20 protein-coding genes and 1 riboswitch are annotated in these 21,771 nt (G+C 73.1%); of the genes, 13 read left to right on the forward strand and 7 right to left on the reverse strand.

Annotated elements, in window-relative coordinates; all coding sequences use genetic code 11:
* Positions 1-113: 113 nt before the first annotated feature.
* Together ACFWRO_RS01120 and ACFWRO_RS01125 are read right to left on the reverse strand one after the other, a co-directional pair.
* Complete coding sequence (locus ACFWRO_RS01120; protein ID WP_384503114.1) at positions 114-284, reverse strand: hypothetical protein; 171 nt, start codon at positions 282-284, stop codon at positions 114-116.
* A gap of 45 nt (positions 285-329) precedes the next feature.
* A complete protein-coding gene (locus tag ACFWRO_RS01125; protein ID WP_384503116.1) occupies positions 330-686 on the reverse strand; it encodes a PRC-barrel domain-containing protein in 357 nt (118 codons plus the stop codon).
* A gap of 320 nt (positions 687-1,006) precedes the next feature.
* Between ACFWRO_RS01125 and ACFWRO_RS01130 the strand changes: the two genes are divergently transcribed.
* A complete protein-coding gene (locus ACFWRO_RS01130; protein WP_384503117.1) occupies positions 1,007-1,564 on the forward strand; it encodes a DUF5994 family protein in 558 nt (185 codons plus the stop codon).
* A 118-nt stretch (positions 1,565-1,682) separates the two neighbouring features.
* A complete protein-coding gene (locus ACFWRO_RS01135; protein WP_384503119.1) occupies positions 1,683-1,949 on the forward strand; it encodes a hypothetical protein in 267 nt (88 codons plus the stop codon).
* Positions 1,950-1,956: 7 nt separating this feature from the next.
* On the opposite strand, the gene ACFWRO_RS01140 is transcribed toward ACFWRO_RS01135, so the two are convergent.
* Positions 1,957-2,766, reverse strand: coding sequence for a hypothetical protein (locus ACFWRO_RS01140; RefSeq protein ID WP_384503120.1), 810 nt, complete (start codon positions 2,764-2,766; stop codon positions 1,957-1,959).
* Positions 2,767-3,000: 234 nt separating this feature from the next.
* On the opposite strand from ACFWRO_RS01140, the gene ACFWRO_RS01145 reads away from it, so the two are divergent.
* The 4 genes from ACFWRO_RS01145 to ACFWRO_RS01160 all read left to right on the forward strand — a co-directional run bounded on the left by ACFWRO_RS01145 (position 3,001) and on the right by ACFWRO_RS01160 (position 6,858).
* Positions 3,001-3,123 carry a hypothetical protein gene (locus ACFWRO_RS01145; RefSeq protein WP_384503122.1) on the forward strand — a complete coding sequence of 41 codons (123 nt, stop codon included), beginning with the start codon at positions 3,001-3,003 and terminating at the stop codon, positions 3,121-3,123.
* Positions 3,124-3,125: 2 nt separating this feature from the next.
* Positions 3,126-3,587, forward strand: a complete 462-nt coding sequence (locus ACFWRO_RS01150; RefSeq protein WP_384503123.1) for a hypothetical protein — start codon at positions 3,126-3,128, stop codon at positions 3,585-3,587.
* 348 nt (positions 3,588-3,935) lie between these two features.
* Positions 3,936-4,508, forward strand: coding sequence for a hypothetical protein (locus tag ACFWRO_RS01155; protein ID WP_384503125.1), 573 nt, complete (start codon positions 3,936-3,938; stop codon positions 4,506-4,508).
* Positions 4,509-4,659: 151 nt separating this feature from the next.
* Positions 4,660-6,858 (forward strand): choice-of-anchor A family protein, encoded by a 2,199-nt coding sequence (locus tag ACFWRO_RS01160; protein WP_384503126.1) that lies wholly within the window; start codon positions 4,660-4,662, stop codon positions 6,856-6,858.
* A 92-nt stretch (positions 6,859-6,950) separates the two neighbouring features.
* Here the strand turns inward: ACFWRO_RS01160 and ACFWRO_RS01165 are convergent, their stop codons facing one another.
* Complete coding sequence (locus tag ACFWRO_RS01165; protein ID WP_384503128.1) at positions 6,951-7,268, reverse strand: hypothetical protein; 318 nt, start codon at positions 7,266-7,268, stop codon at positions 6,951-6,953.
* Between the two features lie 131 nt (positions 7,269-7,399).
* On the opposite strand from ACFWRO_RS01165, the gene ACFWRO_RS01170 reads away from it, so the two are divergent.
* A complete protein-coding gene (locus ACFWRO_RS01170) occupies positions 7,400-8,164 on the forward strand; it encodes a PP2C family protein-serine/threonine phosphatase (protein ID WP_384503702.1) in 765 nt (254 codons plus the stop codon).
* 7 nt (positions 8,165-8,171) lie between these two features.
* On the opposite strand, the gene ACFWRO_RS01175 is transcribed toward ACFWRO_RS01170, so the two are convergent.
* Positions 8,172-9,539 (reverse strand): hypothetical protein, encoded by a 1,368-nt coding sequence (locus tag ACFWRO_RS01175; RefSeq protein WP_384503130.1) that lies wholly within the window; start codon positions 9,537-9,539, stop codon positions 8,172-8,174.
* Between the two features lie 150 nt (positions 9,540-9,689).
* Between ACFWRO_RS01175 and ACFWRO_RS01180 the strand changes: the two genes are divergently transcribed.
* Together ACFWRO_RS01180 and ACFWRO_RS01185 are read left to right on the forward strand one after the other, a co-directional pair.
* A complete protein-coding gene (locus tag ACFWRO_RS01180; protein WP_384503132.1) occupies positions 9,690-10,649 on the forward strand; it encodes a D-2-hydroxyacid dehydrogenase family protein in 960 nt (319 codons plus the stop codon).
* Positions 10,650-10,751: 102 nt separating this feature from the next.
* Positions 10,752-11,714: a nucleoside hydrolase gene (locus tag ACFWRO_RS01185; RefSeq protein ID WP_384503134.1), complete on the forward strand. Its 963-nt coding sequence runs from the start codon at positions 10,752-10,754 to the stop codon at positions 11,712-11,714.
* A 30-nt stretch (positions 11,715-11,744) separates the two neighbouring features.
* Here ACFWRO_RS01185 and ACFWRO_RS01190 read toward each other — a convergent pair whose 3' ends face one another.
* Positions 11,745-12,611, reverse strand: a complete 867-nt coding sequence (locus ACFWRO_RS01190; RefSeq protein ID WP_384503136.1) for an alpha/beta fold hydrolase — start codon at positions 12,609-12,611, stop codon at positions 11,745-11,747.
* A 184-nt stretch (positions 12,612-12,795) separates the two neighbouring features.
* Between ACFWRO_RS01190 and abc-f the strand changes: the two genes are divergently transcribed.
* Positions 12,796-14,382, forward strand: a complete 1,587-nt coding sequence (gene abc-f, locus ACFWRO_RS01195) for a ribosomal protection-like ABC-F family protein (RefSeq protein ID WP_384503137.1) — start codon at positions 12,796-12,798, stop codon at positions 14,380-14,382.
* Between the two features lie 13 nt (positions 14,383-14,395).
* Here the strand turns inward: abc-f and cobN are convergent, their stop codons facing one another.
* On the reverse strand, positions 14,396-17,998 hold the full coding sequence (gene cobN, locus ACFWRO_RS01200; protein WP_384503139.1) for a cobaltochelatase subunit CobN: 3,603 nt from the start codon (positions 17,996-17,998) through the stop codon (positions 14,396-14,398).
* Between the two features lie 36 nt (positions 17,999-18,034).
* Positions 18,035-18,174, reverse strand: a riboswitch (cobalamin riboswitch).
* 43 nt (positions 18,175-18,217) lie between these two features.
* Here cobN and ACFWRO_RS01205 point away from each other — a divergent pair.
* From ACFWRO_RS01205 to ACFWRO_RS01215, 3 genes are read left to right on the forward strand one after another with little or no spacing between them, the layout of a single operon-like run.
* On the forward strand, positions 18,218-19,537 hold the full coding sequence (locus ACFWRO_RS01205) for a cobalamin biosynthesis protein CobG (RefSeq protein ID WP_384503703.1): 1,320 nt from the start codon (positions 18,218-18,220) through the stop codon (positions 19,535-19,537).
* A gap of 14 nt (positions 19,538-19,551) precedes the next feature.
* Positions 19,552-20,193, forward strand: coding sequence for a precorrin-8X methylmutase (locus ACFWRO_RS01210; RefSeq protein WP_384503704.1), 642 nt, complete (start codon positions 19,552-19,554; stop codon positions 20,191-20,193).
* On the forward strand, positions 20,190-21,704 hold the full coding sequence (locus ACFWRO_RS01215) for a precorrin-2 C(20)-methyltransferase (RefSeq protein ID WP_384503141.1): 1,515 nt from the start codon (positions 20,190-20,192) through the stop codon (positions 21,702-21,704). Before ACFWRO_RS01210 ends, ACFWRO_RS01215 begins: the two co-directional genes overlap by 4 nt.
* The last annotated feature ends 67 nt before the right edge of the window (positions 21,705-21,771 follow it).

The raw sequence follows: 21,771 nt of genomic DNA on the forward strand, positions 1-21,771 counted from the left end.
GCGGAATCGAGCACACGGCCCCTGCCCACCGTAAGGGGCCCTCCAGTAGCCGTTCCGTCAGAGACCTGGGGCTTCGTCGTTGCGCGGAGGACGGGGTCGGCTGGTGCGGTGGGTCAGCGGATGGGGCGGTGGTGGGTGGAGTGGCGTATGCGTAGGGCGACGTAGATGAGGTCCGCCACCAGTACTGCGATGCCGATGATCAGGAGGAAGAGCAGTCCGTCGGCGGTGGCGCCGATGATGCCCAGCACGATCGCGATGATGGCCAGGGCCAGGAAGAGCGTCATGGGCGCGCCTCCTCAGTCGGGGGGGGTGGGCGGCGGGCCAGTGGCTCAGCGGCGGGCCAGTTGGCGTTCGCCGTTCGCGCCGGGTTCGTAGGGGAGTTGGTAGTGGTGGAAGACCGCTTCCTCGTCCCCGGCGGGGAGTACGTCGTCGGTGCCGATCGAAGGGCACTGCTTCACCAGTGCCTTGTCATGGGCGACCTTCACATAGCCCGGCCCCGCCGTCGCGCCGTCCAGGGGGACGAACACCAGACGGTGGCGGGTGGGCAGGCCGACCCGGATCGTGGCCATGGCCGGCTCGTCCGTGCTGGTGTCGACGTAGATCGCCTCCAGCTCGCCGATCCTGCGGCCCCGGGTGTCCACCACGTCGTAGGTCCGCCACTCACGGATGTCCGCCATCTCGATCATCCCGACTCCTCGCGCTCAGTCGCTGGTTCCTGGATGACGACGCAGTTGGAACAGTGCCCATGGTCTACCGTCCGCCTGCCTGCTCGGGCCCGCCGACGCCTCATGGCCGGCGAGAAATGCCGCCGTGGTCTCACGGTACTCCGCGTGCCCGTCGTCATGGCCGCCTCGGACTTCGCCTGGTCAGAACGGCTCCTCCGGCCGTTGCGCGGAGTACGCTGAAGATACCGGGAGTAACTCGAACACCCGCTCCCACGCGGACGTCGTTTCCGGCGATCAAGACACTGGGCCGCCCACGGGCGGCCCGGGGACGGGTCCGCGACATGACCGCCAGCCTCGCTCCCACCCTGTCGACCCGCCTGGCACTTACGCCGGAGACCTCACGCACGGGTCTGTTGGACGGTGCCTGGTGGCCTCGCTCACGCGACCTCCTGGTCGAGCTTCCGCTCCTGGTCGACGCGCTGGAGCGGCGCTGGGGACGCATTACGCGCGTCATAGTGAACCCCACCCGTTGGCCCGTCGTGCCGCACAAGGTTCGCGTCGCCGGGCACACCGTGCACGTGGGCTGGTTCACCGAACAGGATCCCGACAAGATGATCCTGCTCTCCTACACCGTCCGCCGCTGCGACCTGCTGGTGATCCCGCCCGAGACCGAACTCACCGCGGCCGCCCGGCTGATGACCGCCGCCGCGACCCCCGCCAGCGGCCTCACCGCCGGTGTCCTGATGTCCGACGAGGCCGCTACCGGCCGCCGTATGCGGGACGCCCGGAGCAGCGAGGACGCCTGGGAGACCGAAGGCGGGTCCGCCGCCCTGCCGTCGCTCCGGCACCCGGTCGTCGGAGCGCGGATGATCCCGCTGCCGGGGAACCCGCGGAGGTGACGTCGTGGAGACCTCAATCGCGATCGTGGGAGGCGCCCTCCTGATCACGCTCGGCGTGCGCCTGATCCATCGGCTCGCCCGCCGGCCTCTCGTTCGCCCTCCGAAAGGACCACGCACCTTGTACCCCACCGACACCGCGACCCTGCCCTCGGCCGGACACGCCGAGATCCGTATCGTCGCCTCCACCCCCGAAGCCGCCCGCGCAGTCGCCGAGTTGCTCCGGCACACCTTCGCCGGCACGGAACAGCGCAGCTACCCGGCGCCCGAGGGCGGTACCCGGCTCCACCTCACCGTCGACACCGGATCAGTCGCCGAGCCCTCCCACTCCTGGCTGGCCACCAGCAGACCGTCCACCGGCGCCGGAGTCCATGTCGACGAGGTCTGAGACGTCCTCATGTCGCCGCGCTGTGCTGGTGACCCACCTCGCGTGCGAGGTCCAGGCCCAGGACGCGGTCGAGGAAGGCGAACGTCTCGAACTTGGCACCCGCCGGTACGTCGGCGCGCGTCGTCACGTCGACCAGTGTGTCCAGGACGGCGGGGACGTCGAGGTCATCGGCCAGCACGGCGTGGGCGTGTCGCAGCACGTCGGCTGGGACCGGGCGGGACGGTTCCTGTGCCCAGTCGGCCACCAGTTGCCGCCAGTTCGCCAGCGTCCGCCGGGCGTCTTCGAGCACGGCATCGGCCAGCACGATCGGCGCGCGGTAGGGGTGGGCGAGCATCAGCATCCGCACGGCCAGCGGATCGGTCCCCTCTGGGGCAGACAGGGGGTGGGTGCCGTCCGCGAGGCCGCTCTCTCCAGACGCCGGGCCGACCTGGCCCACGTCGACGCGGACCCCGCCGACAGCGTCCTGGGCCTCAGTACCGTACGCGTGGATGTGTACGTCGGCGGCGGCGCAGAGCGTCCCGTTGGGGTGGTGGGCACCGACGGTGGTGGGCGGGTGGATGCCATGAGCGGACATGACGCGCTCAAGCGCCTCGACCTGCGCCTGCGGCAGGTCCGGCGTGGCGAGGAACGTGCGGGCCTGCAGGCCGTGCAACTCCGCCGCACGCGCCAGTACGTCACCGACCAGGAGCACCCGCAGGTCCACGATGCCGATCCCGGCGTCACTGGCCGGCAGGTGGACGCAGATGCTCAGCAGGTGGCGGCTTACGGAGGGAATCTCCACGAGGTGGCCGGTACGGGTGTCGACGATACGCAGCATGATGCGGAGGCTAGTGCTGGGAACCCCGGGCACCGGGGAGGACCTGGCCAGGCACTCCCCGTCGAGACGAGATCGGCAACGCGGCGGGCGCGGCGCGCGTGCGCCGTTCGTGCCCTCGGTAGGGGAACAGCGGTCGGGGAACGGCGGTCAGGGAACGGCGGTCGGGGAACGGTGGTCGGGGAACGGTGGTCGGCGCGCTCCTGATGTACTTCCCCTTTGGAAGGAGGGCCCGCAATGCCCATGACACTGCCCGTACCGATCGAGGTCCGCTTGCCTGAGGGCCGGCTCGCTGTCGTGCCCCTGAACGCCTTCGGCGCCGTGCGCACGGTTCGCCCGGACACCGGGGCGGGGGCGTAACGATGGGCCTCCTGGACAACTACTTCGGCACCCGGCACCCCGACGCGCGTGTCGTACCGCGTCCGTCCCTGGAGCTCCGGGCGGCGCTCCTCGCGCTCAACGGGCCGGGCGTGCCCTTCGTCGTACGCGACGGGACCGCGAAGGAGGGCGACCTGGTCGCCGACTGTCGGCTGCCCCAGCTGCGCGTACGGCTCTGGACCCGCATGCGCCTGGACGCGGCGAAGCACGAGGTGCGGGCCGTCGACGAGCAGTGGGAGGCCCCGCTGACCGGGAACACGCTCGGGCAGCGCTCCCGCGGGCCGGCGAACGCGGTGTACCGGGTGTGGGGGAAGGAGCCGGGGCCCGACGGGCGCTCGCGCGTGGTCGAGACGTTCCGCTTCGAGACCCGGGACATGAAGGACCCCCTGCGCCAGGCGGTCCTCGACGCCGGCTGGACCTGGCGGGGAGTGCTGTTCCGGCTCTGATCGGAATCCGCACAGGAGCCTCACACGGGCTGCGCACAGTCTTGCGGGGGCTTCGTTAGCGTGGCTGGCCGCTCGATTGCCTCTGCGAACGTGACCGGACCGCCGTCCTGGCGGGTCGACGGCATGTCAACTCAGGAAGACCGGGAACGGGAAATGGACTACTGCTCCTCGTGTCGGCGGCACCTCAACGGCGCGTTGGTGTGCCCCGGGTGTGGTGCGTACGCCCCGGATATCGCGCCAAGCATCGCGCTCGACATCGCCCCGCGTTCGGCAGCCACGGTTCCCACCGTTCCGACGGCTCCTGTCCCTCTCACCGTCGAGGTTGAGGAAGCTCTTGATGTGCCCGTCGTGCCCGAAGGGCGTGCCGCTCGGCGGCGGCAGCGGGAGCGGTGGCGGAAGAACCAGCGTCGGGCCGTCGTCGCGACCGCCTTCGCGCTCGTGGGCGGTGGGCTCACCGTGAGCGCGATGGAGCGGCAGTCCGGTGACCGGGCTCAGGCCGCGACGGCGCCGGAGAAGCCCGGGCTCGACCCCCTTGAGGAGACAGCCGAGGAGCCGATCAAGGAGCCCGGCGAGAAGCACGTCGAGGAGCAGGCCGTCCCGGACACCCTCCCCACCTCGCTATCTCCCGCGCCGCCCGTGCCTGCTTCCTCGATCTCGGTTCCGTCCGAACTCCCGCGTCAGGAACGCGCCGCCACACCGCCGCCCGCCCCGCCGACCGTCGCCCCGCCCGCGGTCCCCACTCAGCCTCGTACGCCGGCCACGCCACCGGCCGTGCCCACGCCTCCGCCCACGGCCGCACCCACCGAAGCGGCTCCGGCGCCGGTCACCCCTCCGCCCGCCGCTCCCGCTTCGCCGTCGGACGTCTGTCTGCCGCTGGTGTGTGTCGACCTCGGGCTCGGACTCGGTCTCGACCTCGGCTGACCGGTCTGCGGGCCTGAGACCCCCGCGCCGCCTCCGAATGGGCTGACTGGCCGGGTCCGGTCACGCCAACCGGTGAGCCGGGCTGCCGGAAGGCCCAACGCCGGCGGCCTCCCCGTGGTGGGCCCGGGATCGGAATCACAGACTCCGGATCATGAGACACCCCACGAGTGTCCGGCCCCGGGCGCGCGCCAGAACGCGCGTCAAAGCCGCCGGACTCGCCTACGCCGCCGCCCTCGCGGCCGTTCCCGTCATCCTCCTCGGCCCCGGCGCGGCTCCCGCGCAGGCCGCCCCGCTCCCGGGCGGGCTCGGGCCCTGCGTGCCCGGCAAGTGCCCGCCGGGCCGCTACCCCCCGATCAACAACGAGGGGATCGAGTACCGGGACAACGCGATCAACGTCTTCGTCGGCGAGGACTTCCTCGTCCGAGGCTCCGCCGCCGAGGCCGAGGGCCGGGTCGTCGTCCTGGACGACTTCGACATGAACAAGAACCGCCAGGCCGGCGGGAACTACAACATCGGCGAGGCGGGCGTCGGCTCCCGCGTCCCGCCCGAGGCCGGCAAGGACTGGCTGACCACCGGCGGCGACATCACCGTCGCGGCGAACCAGCAGGTGCTCGCCGAGGCCGGAGTCGTACGCCATGCCGGTACGGTCACCGGCACCGTGCGGGCCACCCTCGACGAGGACGCCGGCGCCACCGCCCCGTACACCGCCCTGCGGGACCAGCTGACCAGCGCCAGCCGCTGCTACGCCCGCGTCGACGGCAGCCCCCGTACGCCCACCGGCACCGCCGTCAACCAGAGCTACCGGACGCTCTTCACCGGTGACGGAACCTCACCGCTCCAGGTCTTCAACGTCGACTTCGACATGACCGGGACGAACGGCGCTCAGCAGGGCGTCGTCTTCGCCGGCATCCCGGCGAACGCCACGATCCTCGTCAACATCCTGGGCGCCAACCGCACCATCAACACCTACAGCGGTGGCATCGCCGACTCCACCGACCCGCTCAACGCCTACCGCGAGAAGCTGCTCTGGAACATCCCGGACGCCACCACGGTGAACCTCACCGGAACCGGCCAGTTCCAGGGGAGCTTCCTCATCGGCGAGCAGTCCTCCGCCACCACGGTCACCCTGCCGGGCATCAACGGGCGCTTCTTCACCACCGGTTCGCTCACCCACACCAGCGCCGCCACGGGCGGTGGCGGCCAGGAGTTCCACGCGTACCCCTTCACCGGCGACCTGCCCGCGTGCGACACCACCGGGCCCACCACCGGTGAGGTGGCGGTGATCAAGGAGGACTCCCAGACGGGCGATCCGCTGGGCGGGGCCGTGTTCCAGCTGTGGGAGGAGACCAACGGCGTCCCCGGTCTCCAGCCCGGCGGCGCCGACCCCGACCAGTCCATCGGCGCCCCCTGTACGACCCCCGCCGACGGTGTCTGCTCGCGGACGCTGCCGATCGGGACGTACTACTGGCAGGAGACGCAGGCCCCGCCCGGCTACGACCTGCCCCTCAACCCGGTCTTCGGGCCCCTGGTCCTGACCACGGAGAACATCTCCGAGGGCGTGACCGTCAGCGCCGAGAACACCCCCACCGTGAACCCGAACACCACGGGTCGGGTGCGGGTGGTGAAGACGGACTCCGCCACGGGCGCACCGCTCCCGGGAGCCTGGTTCCAGCTGTGGCGGGAGACCAACGGCACCACCGGCCTCCAGCCCAGCGGCAACGACCCCGACACCCAGGTGGGCCTGTTGTGCACCACCGACGCCGACGGTGTCTGCTCGCGGACCGTGGAGACCGGGACGTACTACTGGCAGGAGACCCGTGCCCCCGACGGCTACGACGTGCCCGACCCGAACGTCTTCGGGCCCCTCGTCCTGACCAGGGAGAACGCCTCCCAGGGCGTGACCGTCCAGGCCCCCAACACCGCGACCCCCGTCCCGCCCGTCGACGGCTCGCTCACCCTCACCAAGGTGGACGCCAAGACCGGACTGCCGCTCCGCGGCGCGGAGTTCGAGCTGTGGAAGGAGACCAACAACACCACCGGCCTCCAGACCATCGGCATCAACCCCGACACCCGCGTCGGGACCACCTGCACCACGAGCGCCGTGGGCGTCTGCTCCTTCGAGGACCTGGAGCAGGGCACGTACTACGCGCGTGAGACGGCCGTACCGGACGGGTACGTCCTGCCCGCCGACCCGGTCTTCGGCCCGTACGTCGTCGACGCCGGCCACGAGAACGTGACCGCCACGCTGCCGAACAGCCGCAAGGAGCCCTGCAAGGACACGGGCTACGGCGACGAGAACCCGTGCGAGGACACGGGGTACGGGGACCCTGGCCAGGGCGCGAGGGTCTGAGGGCATGAGGGTCTGAGGGCCTTACGTTCTGACCTTCTGACCTTCCGACGTTGTGAGCCCGGTCCCGGACTGTCGTCCGGGGCCGGGCTTCGTCACGTACCCATAGGCGTGTCTGCGGCCAGGCGGACGAACGCCACCTCGAAGTGCTCCACCGAGACCACCCGCTGCCCCTCCCGCTGGGACGACTCGGCCCTGACCCGGGCCGCCTCCTCCTCGCTCTCCACCATCGCGGCCTCGTTCTCCCACAGGGTCAGCGACCGCGCCTCGCCCGTCTCCCGCTCGACCAGGTAGTACGCGCCCCGGAAGCCCGGGAGGTTCTCGACCAGCTTGACGATCGCCTCCGACCTGGCGGTCAGGTCGCCCTCCGGCGGAACCGGTGACCCCTGGTAGGTGCTCAGCCTCGCGAACATCGACGGACGTCCCTTCCTCGGCGTTGTCACGACCAGCGTGCGACGGCGGGCCGCACCCCGCATGCCGGGGCGACAATGGGGGTGAGGGTGGGGATGAGAGACGTACGGGCCGTGAGGAGGCGGTGGCCTTGGTGCCGTACATCGCCGTGACCGCCCTGAGCCACGCCGGGCTGCTGCGCGAGCACAACGAGGACAGTCTCGTCGTCGGGCCCTGGACCCTGTGCGGGACCGTCACCGACAGCCCCCAGACCCTGGTGTTCCCGCTGGACAGGCCCCTCCTCGTGGCCGTCGCCGACGGGCTCGGCGGGCAGCCGGGCGGCGAGGTGGCCAGCTCCCTCGTGGTCCGGCGGCTCGCGGCGGTCGGGCCCGTGCTCGACGGGACGGAGACCGTCGGCGAGGCCCTGGAGGTGTGCAACCAGGCCGTGTACGACGCCGCCGAGGGCCACCCCGAGCTCACGACCATGGGCACGACGGTCGCCGGCGCCCTCGTGCTGCCGCCGGAGTCGCTGCTGTCGTTCAACGTCGGCGACAGCAAGGTCTTCCACGTGTCCGAGGAGGGCACCCTCCGCCAGGTCAGCGTGGACGACAGCCCGCCGCCCCTGCCCGGGCACCGCACCACCTCCGCCGTCACCCAGACCCTCGGCGGCAGCCACCTGTACGAGGCCGTCGTCCCGCACGTCGACGGCCTCCCGCTCGCCGCGGGCGACCGCTACCTCGTGTGCAGCGACGGGCTGACCGACCCCGTGCCCGAGGAGGACATCGAGGCGCTGCTCCGCGTGCACGACGACGGCAAGGCGGCCTTCGAGCTGTGGAAGGCCGCCATCGAGGCGGGCGGACCCGACAACATCACCCTCGCCCTGGTCCGGATCGGGGAGGCGGGAGAGGTCGGGGAGTGAGTCCGTCCTACTTGGGGCTCTGCTCGGGTTCCGGTTCGGGTTCCGGTTCCGGTTCCGGCTTCTTCCCGTCGCCCTCCCCCTCCCCCTCCGCCAGGAACTCCGTCACCGCCAGCGCGAACAGGAGCGCCAGCGCCAGGCCCACGACCACCCAGCCCGTCGGGTGGTCCCAGAAGACGTACGCCAGGACCGCCGCCGCCACCAGGATCCAGGTGATCCACCCCCTGAACCGGTGCACGAACGGACCGACCGGGCCCGTGCGCAGACCCACGCCGTCGGCCGCCGTGCGGGTCGCCGCGATGCCCGCGTGCCACATCTGGCGGGCCGCGGTGGCCCACCGCCCCGGACCCGACAGCCAGGCCGCCAGGGCCAGCACGAGCCCCAGGACCACCACCATCCGGATCGTCATCCGCAGCAGCCGGACCATGGCGTCGTAGACGGAGCCGGCCGCGGCCTGCGAGACGGTGTCGGGCAGGGCGTTGAGATAGACCGTACGGAACACCGTCAGGCCGATCGCGAGGACCAGCGCCGCCGCGACGAAACCGAGGGCCGCCGCGATCATGGAGCGCCGGCGGTGGGCCGAGAGCAGTACCCCTGCCGCCGCGAGCAGCACGGCGATCACCGGCAGCCACACGCCCATGATCTGGAGGAGCCGGAAGCCGGTCTTGACCTTCCCGATGTCGTCGGCCTTGAGCACCGTGAAGTCGGTGTGGACCTCGGGGATCTTCTCGGCGACGGTGAGGCCGGACTCGATCAGGCGCTGCTTGACCCGCTCGATCACGGGTGCGAGGTCGAGCGTCACCGTGTCGTTCTTGATCTCCACCGCGCCTTCGCCGCTGCCGGTCAAGGCGCGGACGACCGAGGTGTGGATGGCCCGGTTGGCGTCGGTCCAGACGGTCTCGAAGGCGTCCGAGGCGACGATCTCCTCCGCCTTCTCGTGGACGAAGCTCTGGACGGCGCTCTCCAGGGAGTTCCCGAGCCGGCCCAGGGCCTTGGCCAGGAGCGGGCGCTGCTCGGGGGCCACGCCCTCCAGGAGGGCGTTCAGGTCGATGTGTTCCATGACGGCGCCGGTGACCCGGTTCGCCACGGCGGCCTGGACGTCCGGGTCGGAGGCGAGCGGGGCGACCGTGGCGACGTACCGGTCGGTGTCGCCCACCTCGTCGGCCGTCCAGGCGGCGACGATGCCCAGCGGCGCGAGGACGCAGCCGAGGACGATCAGGAGCGCGGCGAAGAAGGAGCGCAGCCGGTGGCGCGGCGGCCGCGCCTTCGCGGCCTCGGCCTCCGTCTCCAGGGCGGCGATCCGGGCCCGGAGGGCTTCGAGCTCACCGTTGGAGCCCGAGCCCGAGGCTGGGGGTGGAGAATCCGGCGGCGTACTCATCTGCGTACCCCTCCTGAACGTCGGTCCTGAACTTCGGTCCTGAACAGCAGTACAAATCAGGCCAATTCTTCGGGCTGGCGGCCGGTCTGTCGCCGCGGGCGGGTCCGATCGGGTCTACGAAGCACGTCCCGGCCGCGCGATCATGAGGGCATGAAGCTGCGCTGCGCCGTACTCGACGACTTCCAGGGCGTCGCCCTCGCCTCCGCCGACTGGGGTCCGCTCGCCGACCGCGTCGACGTACGCGTCCTGCGCGAGCACGTCACCGACCGGGACGCGCTCGTGGCCGAGGTCGAGGACTGCGAGATCCTCGTCGTCATGCGGGAGCGGACCCCGCTGGACGCCGGGCTGCTGCACCGGCTGCCCCGGCTGCGGCTCGTCGTGACCTCGGGGATGCGCAACGCCTCCATCGACCTGGCGGCCGCCACCGCGCTCGGGATCACCGTCTGCGGTACGGCCAGCGCCTCCGAGCCGCCCGCCGAGCTGACCTGGGCGCTGATCCTGGGCCTCGCCCGGCACGTACCGGCCGAGGCGGGGGCGGTGCGTGAGGGCGGGCCCTGGCAGTCGACGGTCGGCGCGGACCTGTCCGGGCGCACCCTCGGCCTCGTCGGCCTGGGCAAGATCGGCGGCCGGGTCGCGCGGGTGGGGCTCGCGTTCGGCATGGACGTGGTCGCCTGGAGCCCGAACCTGACGGACGAGCGGGCGGCGGAGCACGGGGTCGCGCGGGCGGCGGACAAGCGGGAGCTGCTGGAGCGGGCGGACTTCGTCTCCCTCCACATGGTCCTCTCGGAGCGCACCCGGAACCTGGTCGGGGAGCCCGAACTGCGGGCGATGCGCCCGTCCGCGTACCTGGTCAACACCTCGCGGGCGGGCCTGGTCGACGGCCCCGCGCTGCTGCGCGCACTGCGGGAGGACTGGATCGCGGGCGCCGGCCTCGACGTCTTCGCCACCGAACCCCTTCCGGCGGACGACCCGCTGCGCACCCTCCCCAACGTCCTGGCCCTGCCGCACCTGGGGTACGTGACGCGCGCCAACTACGGCCGCTACTTCGGCCAGGCGGTCGAGGACATCGAGGCGTTCCTGGCGGGGGCGCCGGTGCGGACGCTGGGGTAGGCGGCGCGGAGCGGCATGGGCTCGACATGGGCTCTTGACGCGCCAAGGACTCGGGACGGCGGTGACCGTGACGGCCGGGCGCGGCTGTGGGACGGTGGACCCATGCCCGTACCCGTGATCCTCGACTGCGATCCCGGTCATGACGACGCGTTCAACATCCTGCTCGCCGCCGCCCATCCGGCCGTCGAGCTGCTCGGCATCACCACCGTGGCGGGCAATCAGACGGTCGAGAAGACCACCCTCAACGCGCGCCGCGTCTGCGATGTCGCCGGGATCCGCGGGGTGCCGATCGCGGCGGGCCGGGACCGGCCGCTGCGCGGGGCGCCGGACCGGGAGCCGCGCGTCGCCGAGGACATCCACGGCGGTACGGGGCTCGACGGCCCCGGCTTCGGCGAGGGCGAACCCGACGTCCCGCAGGACCCGCGCGACGCGCTGACCCTGATCCGGGACACCCTCCTCGCGCACCCGGCGCCCGTGACGCTCGTCCCGACCGGGCCGCTCACCAACATCGCCACGTTCCTGCTCGCCCACCCGGAGTTGATCCCCCGGATCGAGCGGATCGTGCTGATGGGCGGCTCGACCGGGCGCGGGAACACCACCCCGGCCGCGGAGTTCAACATCTTCTGCGACCCGGAGGCCGCGGACATCGTCTTCTCCAGCGGGCTGCCGGTCACGATGTTCGGGCTCAACGCCACCCACCAGGCCCGCGCGACGCCCGACGTCGTCGCCCGGATCGCGGCGCTCGGCACCCCGCTGGCCCGGCTCTGCGTCGAGCTACTCACGTACTTCGCCGGGACCTACCGCGAGGTGTACGGGTTCGACACCCCGCCACTGCACGATCCGCTCACCGTGGCGCACCTGATCGACCCGTCGCTGATCAGCCTGGTGCGCGCGGCGGTCTCGGTCGAGCTGACCGGCACGCACACCCGGGGCGCCACTGTCGTGGACCTGGACGGGGTGACGGGCCGGCCGGCGAACGCGGAGGTGGGGATGGAGGTCGACGTCCCGGGCTTCTGGGAACTGGTCATCGACGCGGTACGGATCCTGGGGGAGCGCACCGCCTAGGGGCTAGGCCCCTGATCCGCCGGACAGGCCCTAGCCCTCCAGTACCTCCCGCAGCGCCTTCGCGAACTCCGTCGGGGCGCCCTGCTGGCCGTACTCGCCGCCCAGGAAGCCGCCGTGGTTGCTGGGGAAGACGGCGGGCCCGGTGCCGAGGCCCGCGGCGACCTCCACGCCCGCGCGGTGGGCGAGTTCGCCCTCCGACTCCGCGCCCACGGCGACGACCACGCGGGTCGGCGCGGCGCGGAGCGCCTCGAAGTCGGGTACGTAGCCGGTGCAGGTGCGCATGTTCTGGCCGAGCAGCGCGTCGTCGCGCGAGCCGTCGTCCTCGGTCGGCAGGCCGAAGGCGGCGGGCGAGGGGGCGGGCTCGTCGGCCCAGTTCGCCGGGAACGGGCCCTTCCGGCTGCTGATGGCGATGAACTTGGCCATCGCGGGGCCCATCCCCTCGCGCAGGTACGTCGCGCGGACGTCCGCGCAGGCCGCGAGGGCCGCCTCGCGGTCCGGGAGCACGGGTACGGTCGGCGGCTCGTGCGCGACGAGGGTGCGGACGAGGTCGCCGTGGCGGGCCACGAGCGCGAGCGCGTTGACGGCGCCGCCGCTGCTGGCGAAGACGTCCACCGGGCCGGCTCCGACCGCCTCGATGACCCGCCGCAGGTCGTCGGCGTGCTCCTCGGGCGTCGTCTCGGCGGCGCCGTCGGTACGGACGCTGCGGGCCACGCCCCGGGGGTCGTAGGTGATGACGGTCCGGTCGGTGAAGTGGGACGCCAGCGTCCCGAAGCCGCTCGCGTCCATGGGCGAACCGATCAGGAAGAGCGGCGGTGCCATCGGCGACCCGCCGGGGCGGATGTCGTAGGTCAGGGTGGCACCGGTCGCGTCGAGCGTGTGGGTGTCGATCTCGGCCATGGTTCCTTCTCCTCAGGTCTCGCACGGTTCGAAGGGGTAGACGGCGGGCGGCCACGAAACTCATCGTTCCACGACTAACGAGACGAAGCGTCTTGCGGGATGACGCGAGGCGCCTTACAGTCGAGCACAACGAGACGAGACGTCTCGTATCCCTCGCCTCACTCACCCACCCCAGGAGTCGCTCTTGTTCCGTGTCCATCTCACCGACGTCACCAGGCGCTACGACGACCGGCTCGTCCTCGACCGGGTCTCCCTCACCGTCCGGCCCGGCGAACGCGTCGGCGTCGTCGGCGACAACGGTTCCGGCAAGTCCACCCTCCTCCGGCTCCTCGCCGGCCTGGAGCGGCCCGACAACGGCACCGTCGCCGTCGAGGCCCCCGGCGGTCTCGGCCACCTCGCCCAGACCCTGGACCTCCCCGGCACGGCGCGCGTCGGCGACGCCGTCGACCTCGCGCTCGCCGACGTACGGGAGCTGGAGCGGGCGATCCGGGCGGCGGAGGCGGCCCTGGACCGCACCGGGGACCTCGACGGGTACGCCGCGCTCCTCGCCGCGTACGAGGCGCGGGGTGGCCGGGACGCAGACCGGCGGGTCGAGACCACGCTGCGGCAGCTCGGCGAGAGCGCGCCGCTCGACCGCGACCGCCCGCTCGGCACGCTCTCCGGCGGACAGCGCTCGCGCCTCGCGCTCGCCGCCACCCTCGCCGCCGGCCCCGAACTGCTCCTCCTCGACGAGCCGACCAACGACCTCGACGACGAGGCCGTGGCCTGGCTGGAGGAGCGGCTGCGCGCCCACCGGGGGACGGTCGTCGCCGTCACCCACGACCGGGCCTTCCTCGACCGGGTCACGACCGCCGTCCTGGAGGTCGACCACGAGCTGCGGACGGTACGGCGGTACGGCAACGGTTACGCCGGCTACCTGACCGGCCGCGCCGCCGAACGGGCGTGCCGGGAGCGGGAGTACGAGGAGTGGCGGGCGGAACTCACCCGGTACTCGGCCCTCGCCGACACGAACATCGACCGCTTCTCCGCGATCCCGCGCAAGGCCCCGGCCTCCTTCAGCGGTGCGGGCGCCTTCCGGGCCCGGTCACGGGCGCACGGCGCGATGAGCAGGATCCGGGCGGCCCGCGAGAAGCTCCACCGGCTCACCGAGAACCCGGTGGCGGCGCCCCCGGAACCGCTGCGGTTCACGGCCGCCATCGAGGGCGAGGCGGCGGGTCCGGTCGCCCTGACGGACGTACGCGTGGAGGGGCGGCTGCACCTGGACTCGCTGCACCTCGCCCCCGGCGAACGCCTCCTCGTCACCGGCCCGAACGGCGCCGGCAAGACCACACTTCTCAAGGTCCTCGCGGGCGAACTCGCCCCGGACGGCGGAACGGTGACGACCCCGCCCCGGGTCGGGACGCTCCGCCAGGACACCGCGCCGCCGGACGACCCCCGCACGGTCGCCGAAGCGTTCGGGGCGGGCGGCCGGGAGGAGGAGCTGCTCCGGCTCGGGCTGTTCACGGCGGCCGATCTGGCCGTACCCGTACGGGAGTTGTCGACGGGCCAGCGCCGCAAGCTGGAACTGGCCCAGCTGGTCACCCGCCCGGCGGACCTGCTCCTCCTCGACGAACCGACCAACCACCTGGCCCCCGGCCTCGTGGAGGAGCTGGAGGCCGCACTCGCCACCTACCCCGGCACCCTGGTGATCGTCACCCACGACCGCCGCATCAGGTCCGGCTTCCGGGGCCGCCGGCTCGAACTGGCCCCGGCCCCGGCGCACATCGGCTGAGGATCTGGAGGACCTAGTCGTCGCCCTCCAAGTCGCCCTCCGTCTCCAGGAACACCTGGCGCAGCGCGGCGAGAGTCTCCGGGTCCGGCTTCTCCCACATGCCGCGGGACTCGGCCTCCAGGAGGCGTTCCGCGATGCCGTGGAGGGCCCAGGGGTTGGCCTCCTTCAGGAAGGCCTGGTTCTCCGGGTCGAGGACGTACGTCTCCGTCAGCTTGTCGTACATCCAGTCGGCGACCACGCCCGTCGTCGCGTCGTAGCCGAAGAGGTAGTCGACCGTCGCCGCCAGCTCGAACGCGCCCTTGTAGCCGTGGCGGCGCATCGCCTCGATCCACTTCGGGTTGACCACGCGGGCCCGGAAGACCCGCGAGGTCTCCTCGACCAGCGTCCGCGTGCGGACCGTCTCCGGGCGGGTGGAGTCGCCGATGTACGCCTCCGGGGCCGTGCCCGTCAGCGCGCGGACGGTCGCGACCATGCCGCCGTGGTACTGGAAGTAGTCGTCGGAGTCGGCGATGTCGTGCTCGCGCGTGTCCGTGTTCTTCGCGGCGACCGCAATCCGCTTGTACGCCGTCTCCATCTCCACGCGCGCCGGGCGGCCTTCGAGGCCACGGCCGTACGCGTAGCCGCCCCACACCGTGTACACCTCGGCGAGGTCCGCGTCCGTCCGCCAGTCGCGCGAGTCGATCAGCTGGAGGATGCCCGCGCCGTACGTGCCGGGGCGCGAGCCGAAGATCCGGGTGGTCGCGCGCCGCTCGTCGCCGTGCTCGGCGAGGTCCGCCTGCGCGTGCGCCCGTACGTAGTTGTCCTCGGCCGGCTCGTCGAGCCCGGCCGCCAGCCGTACGGCGTCGTCGAGAAGGCCGATGACGTGCGGGAACGCGTCCCGGAAGAAGCCCGAGATGCGCAGCGTGACGTCGACGCGCGGGCGGCCCAGCTCGGCGAGCGGGATGGCCTCCAGGCCGTTCACCCGGCGCGAGGCGTCGTCCCAGGTCGGGCGGACGCCGAGCAGCGCGAGCGCCTCCGCCACGTCGTCGCCGGCCGTGCGCATCGCGCTCGTACCCCACAAGGAGAGGCCGACGGAGGTCGGCCACTCGCCGTTGTCGGAGCGGTAGCGCTCCAGGAGCGAGTCGGCGAGCGCCTGGCCGGTCTCCCACGCGAGACGGGAGGGGACGGCCTTGGGGTCGACGGAGTAGAAGTTCCGGCCGGTCGGGAGCACGTTGACCAGGCCCCGGAGGGGCGAGCCCGAGGGGCCGGCGGGCACGAAGCCGCCGTTCAACGCGTGGACGGCGTGGGTGAGTTCGTCGGTCGTGGCGGCCAGGCGCGGGACGACCTGCTCGCACGCGAAGCGGAGGACCGCGGCGACATCGGGGCCGTGCGCGGCGGCGACCGACGCGACCGCGTCCACCGACCAGTCCGCCGACTCCATCGCCTCGACCAGCTCGCGCGCCGTCGCCTCCGCCTCGTCGGCGGTGGTCCGGGTCGCGGCCGACTCGTCCAGGCCGAGCGCCTCGCGGAGACCCGGCAGGGCCTGCGTACCGCCCCAGATCTGGCGGGCGCGCAGGATCGAGAGCACGAGGTTGACCCGCTCGGGGCCGGTCGGCGCCCCGCCGAGCACGTGCAGACCGTCGCGGATCTGCGCGTCCTTGACCTCGCAGAGCCAGCCGTCCACGTGCAGCAGGAAGTCGTCGAAGCCGTCGTCCTCCGGGCGGTCCTCCATCCCCAGGTCGTGGTCGAGCTTCGCCGCCTGGATCAGCGTCCAGATCTGCGCCCGGATCGCGGGCAGCTTGGAGGGGTCCATGGAGGAGATCTGCGCGTACTCGTCGAGCAGCTGCTCCAGGCGCGCGATGTCGCCGTACGAGTCGGCGCGGGCCATCGGCGGCACCAGGTGGTCGACGAGCGTGGCGTGCACGCGCCGCTTGGCCTGCGTGCCCTCGCCCGGGTCGTTGACCAGGAACGGGTAGATCAGCGGGATGTCGCCGAGCGCCGCGTCCGGGCCGCACGCGGCCGACAGGCCCGCGTTCTTGCCCGGCAGCCACTCCAGGTTGCCGTGCTTGCCGAGGTGGACCATCGCGTCCGCCCCGAAGCCCCCGTCCTCGGCGCGCGCCGCGATCCAGCGGTAGGCGGCCAAGTAGTGGTGGGACGGCGGGAGATCGGGGTCGTGGTAGATCGCGATCGGGTTCTCGCCGAAGCCGCGCGGCGGCTGGATGAGGATCAGCAGGTTCCCGCGCCGCAGCGCGGCGAGGACGATGTCGCCCTCCGGGTTGCGGGACCGGTCGAGGAACATCTCGCCGGGCGCCGGGCCCCAGTGCTCCTCGACGCCCTCGCGCAGCTCGGCCGGGAGGGTCGCGTACCAGCGCTTGTAGTCGGCCGCCGGGATGCGGACGGGGTTGCGGGCCAGCTGCTCCTCGGTCAGCCAGTCCTGGTCGTGGCCGCCGGCCTCGATCAGGGCGTAGATCAGCTCGTCGCCGTCGCCGGAGACCAGGCCCGGGATCTCGGCCTCGGCCCCGAAGTCGTACCCCTCGGCGATCAGCCGCCGCAGGAGGGCGACGGCGGAGGCGGGGGTGTCCAGGCCGACCGCGTTGCCGATCCGGGAGTGCTTCGTCGGGTACGCGGAGAGGACGAGCGCGAGCTTCTTCTCGGCGTTCGGGATGTGCCGCAGCCGGGCGTGGCGCACGGCGATCCCGGCGACGCGGGCGGCGCGCTCGGTGTCGGCGACGTACGCCGGGAGACCGTCCTCGTCGATCTCCTTGAAGGAGAACGGGACGGTGATCAGGCGGCCGTCGAACTCGGGCACGGCGATCTGGCTGGCAGCGTCCAGCGGCGAGAGACCCTCGTCGCTCTCCTCCCAGGCCGCGCGCGAACCGGTCAGGCAGAGCGCCTGCAGGATCGGTACGTCGAGGGCGGCGAGCGCGCCCGCGTCCCAGGCGTCCTCGTCGCCGCCGGCCTGCGCCTCGGCGGGCTTGGTGCCACCGGCGGCGAGGACCGTGGTGACGATCGCGTCGGCGCGCTTGAGCGTCTCGATCAGCTCGGGCTCGGGGGCGCGCAGGGAGGCGACGTAGAGCGGCAGGGCGCGGGCGCCGGCGTCCTCGATCGCCTCGCAGAGGGAGTCGACGAAGGCGGTGTTGCCGCTCATGTGGTGGGCGCGGTAGTACAGCACGGCGACGGTCGGGCCGTCGGTCGTCCGGGGCTTGCGCTCCAGCGGCCCCCAGGTCGGCGCGGCGGCCGGGGCCTCGAAGCCGTGGCCGGTCAGCAGCACGGTGTCGGAGAGGAACCGGGCGAGCTGCTCCAGGTTGGCCGGGCCGCCGTGCGCCAGGTAGGCGTGGGCCTCGGTGGCCACGCCGACGGGGACGGTGGAGGTCTCCATGAGCTGGGCGTCGGGGGCCTGTTCGCCGGAGAGCACGACCAGCGGCTTTCCGGCGGCGCGCAGCGCGTCGAGGCCGTCCTCCCAGGCCCGCAGCCCGCCGAGGAGCCGGACGAGCACGAGGTCGGCGCCGTCGAGGAGCCCGGGCAGGTCGTCCAGGGTCAGCCGGGAGGGGTTGGCGAACCGGTACTCGACCGGACGGCCGGCCGCGCGGGCGCTGAGCAGGTCGGTGTCGGAGTGCGACAGCAACAGAATTCGCATGCGTGCGCAGGCCTTCCTCGGGGTTGTCCGCGCCCCGGGTGGTCGTGTGGACGGCAGGAGTTCCTGACTCACCGGGCCCCTTCCGGGACCCGGCTCACAGTGGCGGGACCGCGCCGGATTCTCACCGGGCTTCCTCCCCGGGGTCCTGGGACCCCATGCCGATCTGCATAGTAGATCGTGCCTCTTCGGGGCCGGGTCTTGCCCGCCGGCGACGTGGGTATGCTCGCCGCCATGCCGCCCACCCCACCCACAACACCCAAGCCGGGCGAACCGCCCGTACGGGACCGTGGTGACGCCTGCCCCGGGGCGCTTCGGCTGCATGCCGCCGACGACGGGCGGCTCGCTCGACTTCGGCTGCCCGCAGGGGTGTTGACGGCACGTCAGGTACTCGTACTGGCATCGGTGGCGGAGGAGCTCGGCGACGGGCGGGTCAGTGTCACGTCGCGGGGGAACGTGGAGCTGCGCGGGCTCGGTGAGGGGTGCGGGGGCGAGCTGGCCGGGCGGCTCTCGGACGCCGGGCTGCTGCCCTCCCAGACCCATGAGCGGGTCCGGAACATCGTGGCCTCCCCGGCGGCCGGGCTCGACGGACTCGGCCACGGTGACGTGCAGTTGTGGGCCCGCGAGCTGGACGCGCTGCTGTGCGCGCGGCCGTGGACGGCGGCCCTGTCCGGCCGGTTCCTCTTCGTCCTGGACGACGGGCGGGGCGATGTGGCGGGGCTCGGCGGGGATGTGACGTTGGTCGCAGGACGGGGTTCGGTACGGGTACGGGTGGGCCGGCGGGACTTCCTGGTCCCCGCCGCCGACGCGCCCCGGGCCGCGCTCGCCGCCGCCGGGGCCTTCCTGGACGCCGCCCGCACAGCCGGGAACGGTGCCTGGCGGGTGCGGGAGCTGCCCGAGGGGCACGAGCCGGATCTGGCGGGCGCCCTCGCGGGGGCCGGGATCGCGGCGGAGGCTGTACCGGCATCGGAGCCCGTGTCGGCATCGGAGACCGTATCTGCGACCGCACCGCCACCCGCTGCCCCGCACGCTCCCGGGCTCCTCGGTGCGCACGCCCTGCACGTCCTCGCGCCCCTCGGGCGGCTGACCGCCGCCCAGCTGCGGGCGCTCGCCGCGAGCGGCGGCGAGGTGCGGCTCACCCCCTGGCGCGGGGCCGTCGTCACCGGCTTCGCCGACCGGACCGCCGTCGCGAGCCGGCTGCGCGAGCTCGACGCGTACGGGCTCATCACCGACCCCCGCTCCCCCTGGGCGGGCGTCGGCGCCTGCACCGGGCTTCCCGGCTGCGCCAAGTCCCTCGCCGATGTCCGCGCGGACGCCGTCCCGGGCGACGCCGTCCCGGACGCCGTTCCTGGCCTCCGCGGGCTGCTCCCCGTCCACTTCTCCGGGTGCGAGCGGCGCTGCGGCCACCCGCAGGCCCCCGCGTGGGTCGACGTCGTCGCCACCGGCGAGGGCGCGTACCTCGTCGATGGGCGCCCCACCCTCCGTACCGACCTCCCCGAAGCCGTCGCGGCGGCCCGCGTCCCCTCAGCAACCACGAGATGAGCGAGAGCACCAGGATGTTCGACTACGAGAAGGACGGCGCGGAGATCTACCGCCGGTCCTTTGCCACGATCCGCGCCGAGGCGGACCTCGGGGGGCTGCCCGCCGACGTCGCCCAGGTCGCCGTCCGCATGATCCACGCCTGCGGCATGACCGACCTCGTCCGAGACATCGCGCACTCCCCGCAGGTCGTCTCCCGCGCCCGCGCCGCCCTGCGCGCCGGGGCGCCGATCCTGTGCGACGCGCAGATGGTCGCCAGCGGCGTCACCCGCAAGCGGCTGCCCGCCGACAACGAGGTCGTCTGCACGCTCTCCGACCCGTCCGTGCCCGCGCTCGCCGCCGAACTCGGCACCACCCGCAGCGCCGCCGCCCTCGAACTCTGGCGCGACCGCCTCGAAGGCTCCGTCGTCGCCATCGGCAACGCGCCCACCGCGCTCTTCCACCTCCTGGAGATGGTCGCCAAGGGGGCGGGGAAACCCGCCGCCGTCCTCGGCATCCCGGTCGGGTTCATCGGCGCCGCCGAGTCCAAGGACGCCCTCGCCGACCGGGGCGAGCCGCTCGGCCTCGACTACCTCGTCGTACGCGGCCGGCGCGGCGGCAGCGCCATGACCGCCGCCGCGATCAACGCCCTCGCCCACGAAGCGGAGATCCAGGCATGAGCGGCCACTCCACGCCTCCCGGCAAGCTGTACGGGGTCGGCCTCGGGCCCGGCGACCCGGAGCTGCTCACGCTCGCCGCCGTCAAGGCCATCGCGGGCGCCGACGTGATCGCGTACCACTCGGCCCGGCACGGCCGGTCCATCGCGCGCTCGATAGCGGCCGAGCACATCCGTGCCGACCAGATCGAGGAGCGGCTGATGTACCCGCTCACGGTCGAGACCACGGACCACCCCGGCGGCTACCGGGGCGCCCTCGACGACTTCTACGAGGAGGCCGCCGCCCGGCTCGCCGCCCACCTGGACGCCGGCCGCACGGTCGCCGTGCTCGCGGAGGGCGACCCGCTGTTCTACGGCTCGTACCAGCACATGCACAAGCGGCTCGCGGACCGTTACGACACCACCGTCATCCCCGGTGTCACCTCGGTCAGCGCGGCGGCCGCCCGGCTCGGGCAGCCGCTGTGCGAGGCCGAGGAGGTCCTGACGATCGTCCCCGGCACCCTGCCCGAGGACGAGCTGACGGCCCGGCTCGCGGGCACCGACTCGGCGGTCGTGATGAAGCTCGGCCGGACGTTCCCGACCGTGCGGCGCGCCCTGGAGCGGGCGGGCCGCCTTGAGGACGCGCGGTACGTGGAGCGGGCGTTCATGGCGGGCGAGCGGACGGAGGCCCTGGCGGACGTGGACCCGGAGACGGTCCCGTACTTCTCGGTGGCCGTGCTGCCCTCCCGTATCGACGCCGTGACGCCCGAGTCCCGGGAGACCGGCGGCGAGGTCGTCGTCGTCGGCACAGGACCTGCGGGCGCGCCCTGGCTGACGCCGGAGTCGCGCGGCGCCCTGGTCAACGCCGACGACCTCGTCGGCTACACCACCTACCTCGACCGGGTCCCGGCCCTGCGCCCCGGGCAGCGCAGGCACGGCTCGGACAACAAGGTCGAGTCCGAGCGCGCCGAGTTCGCGCTCGACCTGGCGCGGCGCGGGCGGCGGGTCGCGGTCGTCTCGGGCGGCGACCCGGGCGTCTTCGCCATGGCGACTGCGGTCCTGGAGGTGGCGTCGGACCCCGCCTACACGGACGTGCCGGTACGCGTCCTGCCGGGCGTGACGGCCGCGAACGCGGCGGCGGCCGCGGCGGGCGCCCCGCTCGGCCACGACTACGCCACGATCTCGCTCTCCGACCGGCTCAAGCCCTGGGAGGTCATCGCGGCCCGGCTGCGCGCGGCGGCCGAGGCGGACCTGGTCCTCGCGCTCTACAACCCGGGCTCCAAGTCCCGTACGCACCAGGTGGCGGCCGCCCGCGAGCTGCTGCTCGAACTCCGCTCGCCCGAGACGCCCGTGGTCGTGGCGCGGGACGTCGGCGGCCCGGAGCAGTCGGTGCGGGTGGTGACCCTGAAGGCCCTGGAGCCGAGCGAGGTCGACATGCGCACGCTGCTGCTGATCGGCTCCTCGCAGACGCGCGCGGTCGAGCGCGCCGACGGCCGCACGATCACGTGGACACCGAGGCGCTACCCGGAGGCCTGACGGGGCTGCGTCTGCCGCTTCGTCGGAGCTCACCGCGTGAACGTACCGAGGGCTCATCACCCCCGGC

This window comes from Streptomyces sp. NPDC058579 (assembly GCF_042718575.1).
GTDB lineage: Bacteria > Actinomycetota > Actinomycetes > Streptomycetales > Streptomycetaceae > Streptomyces.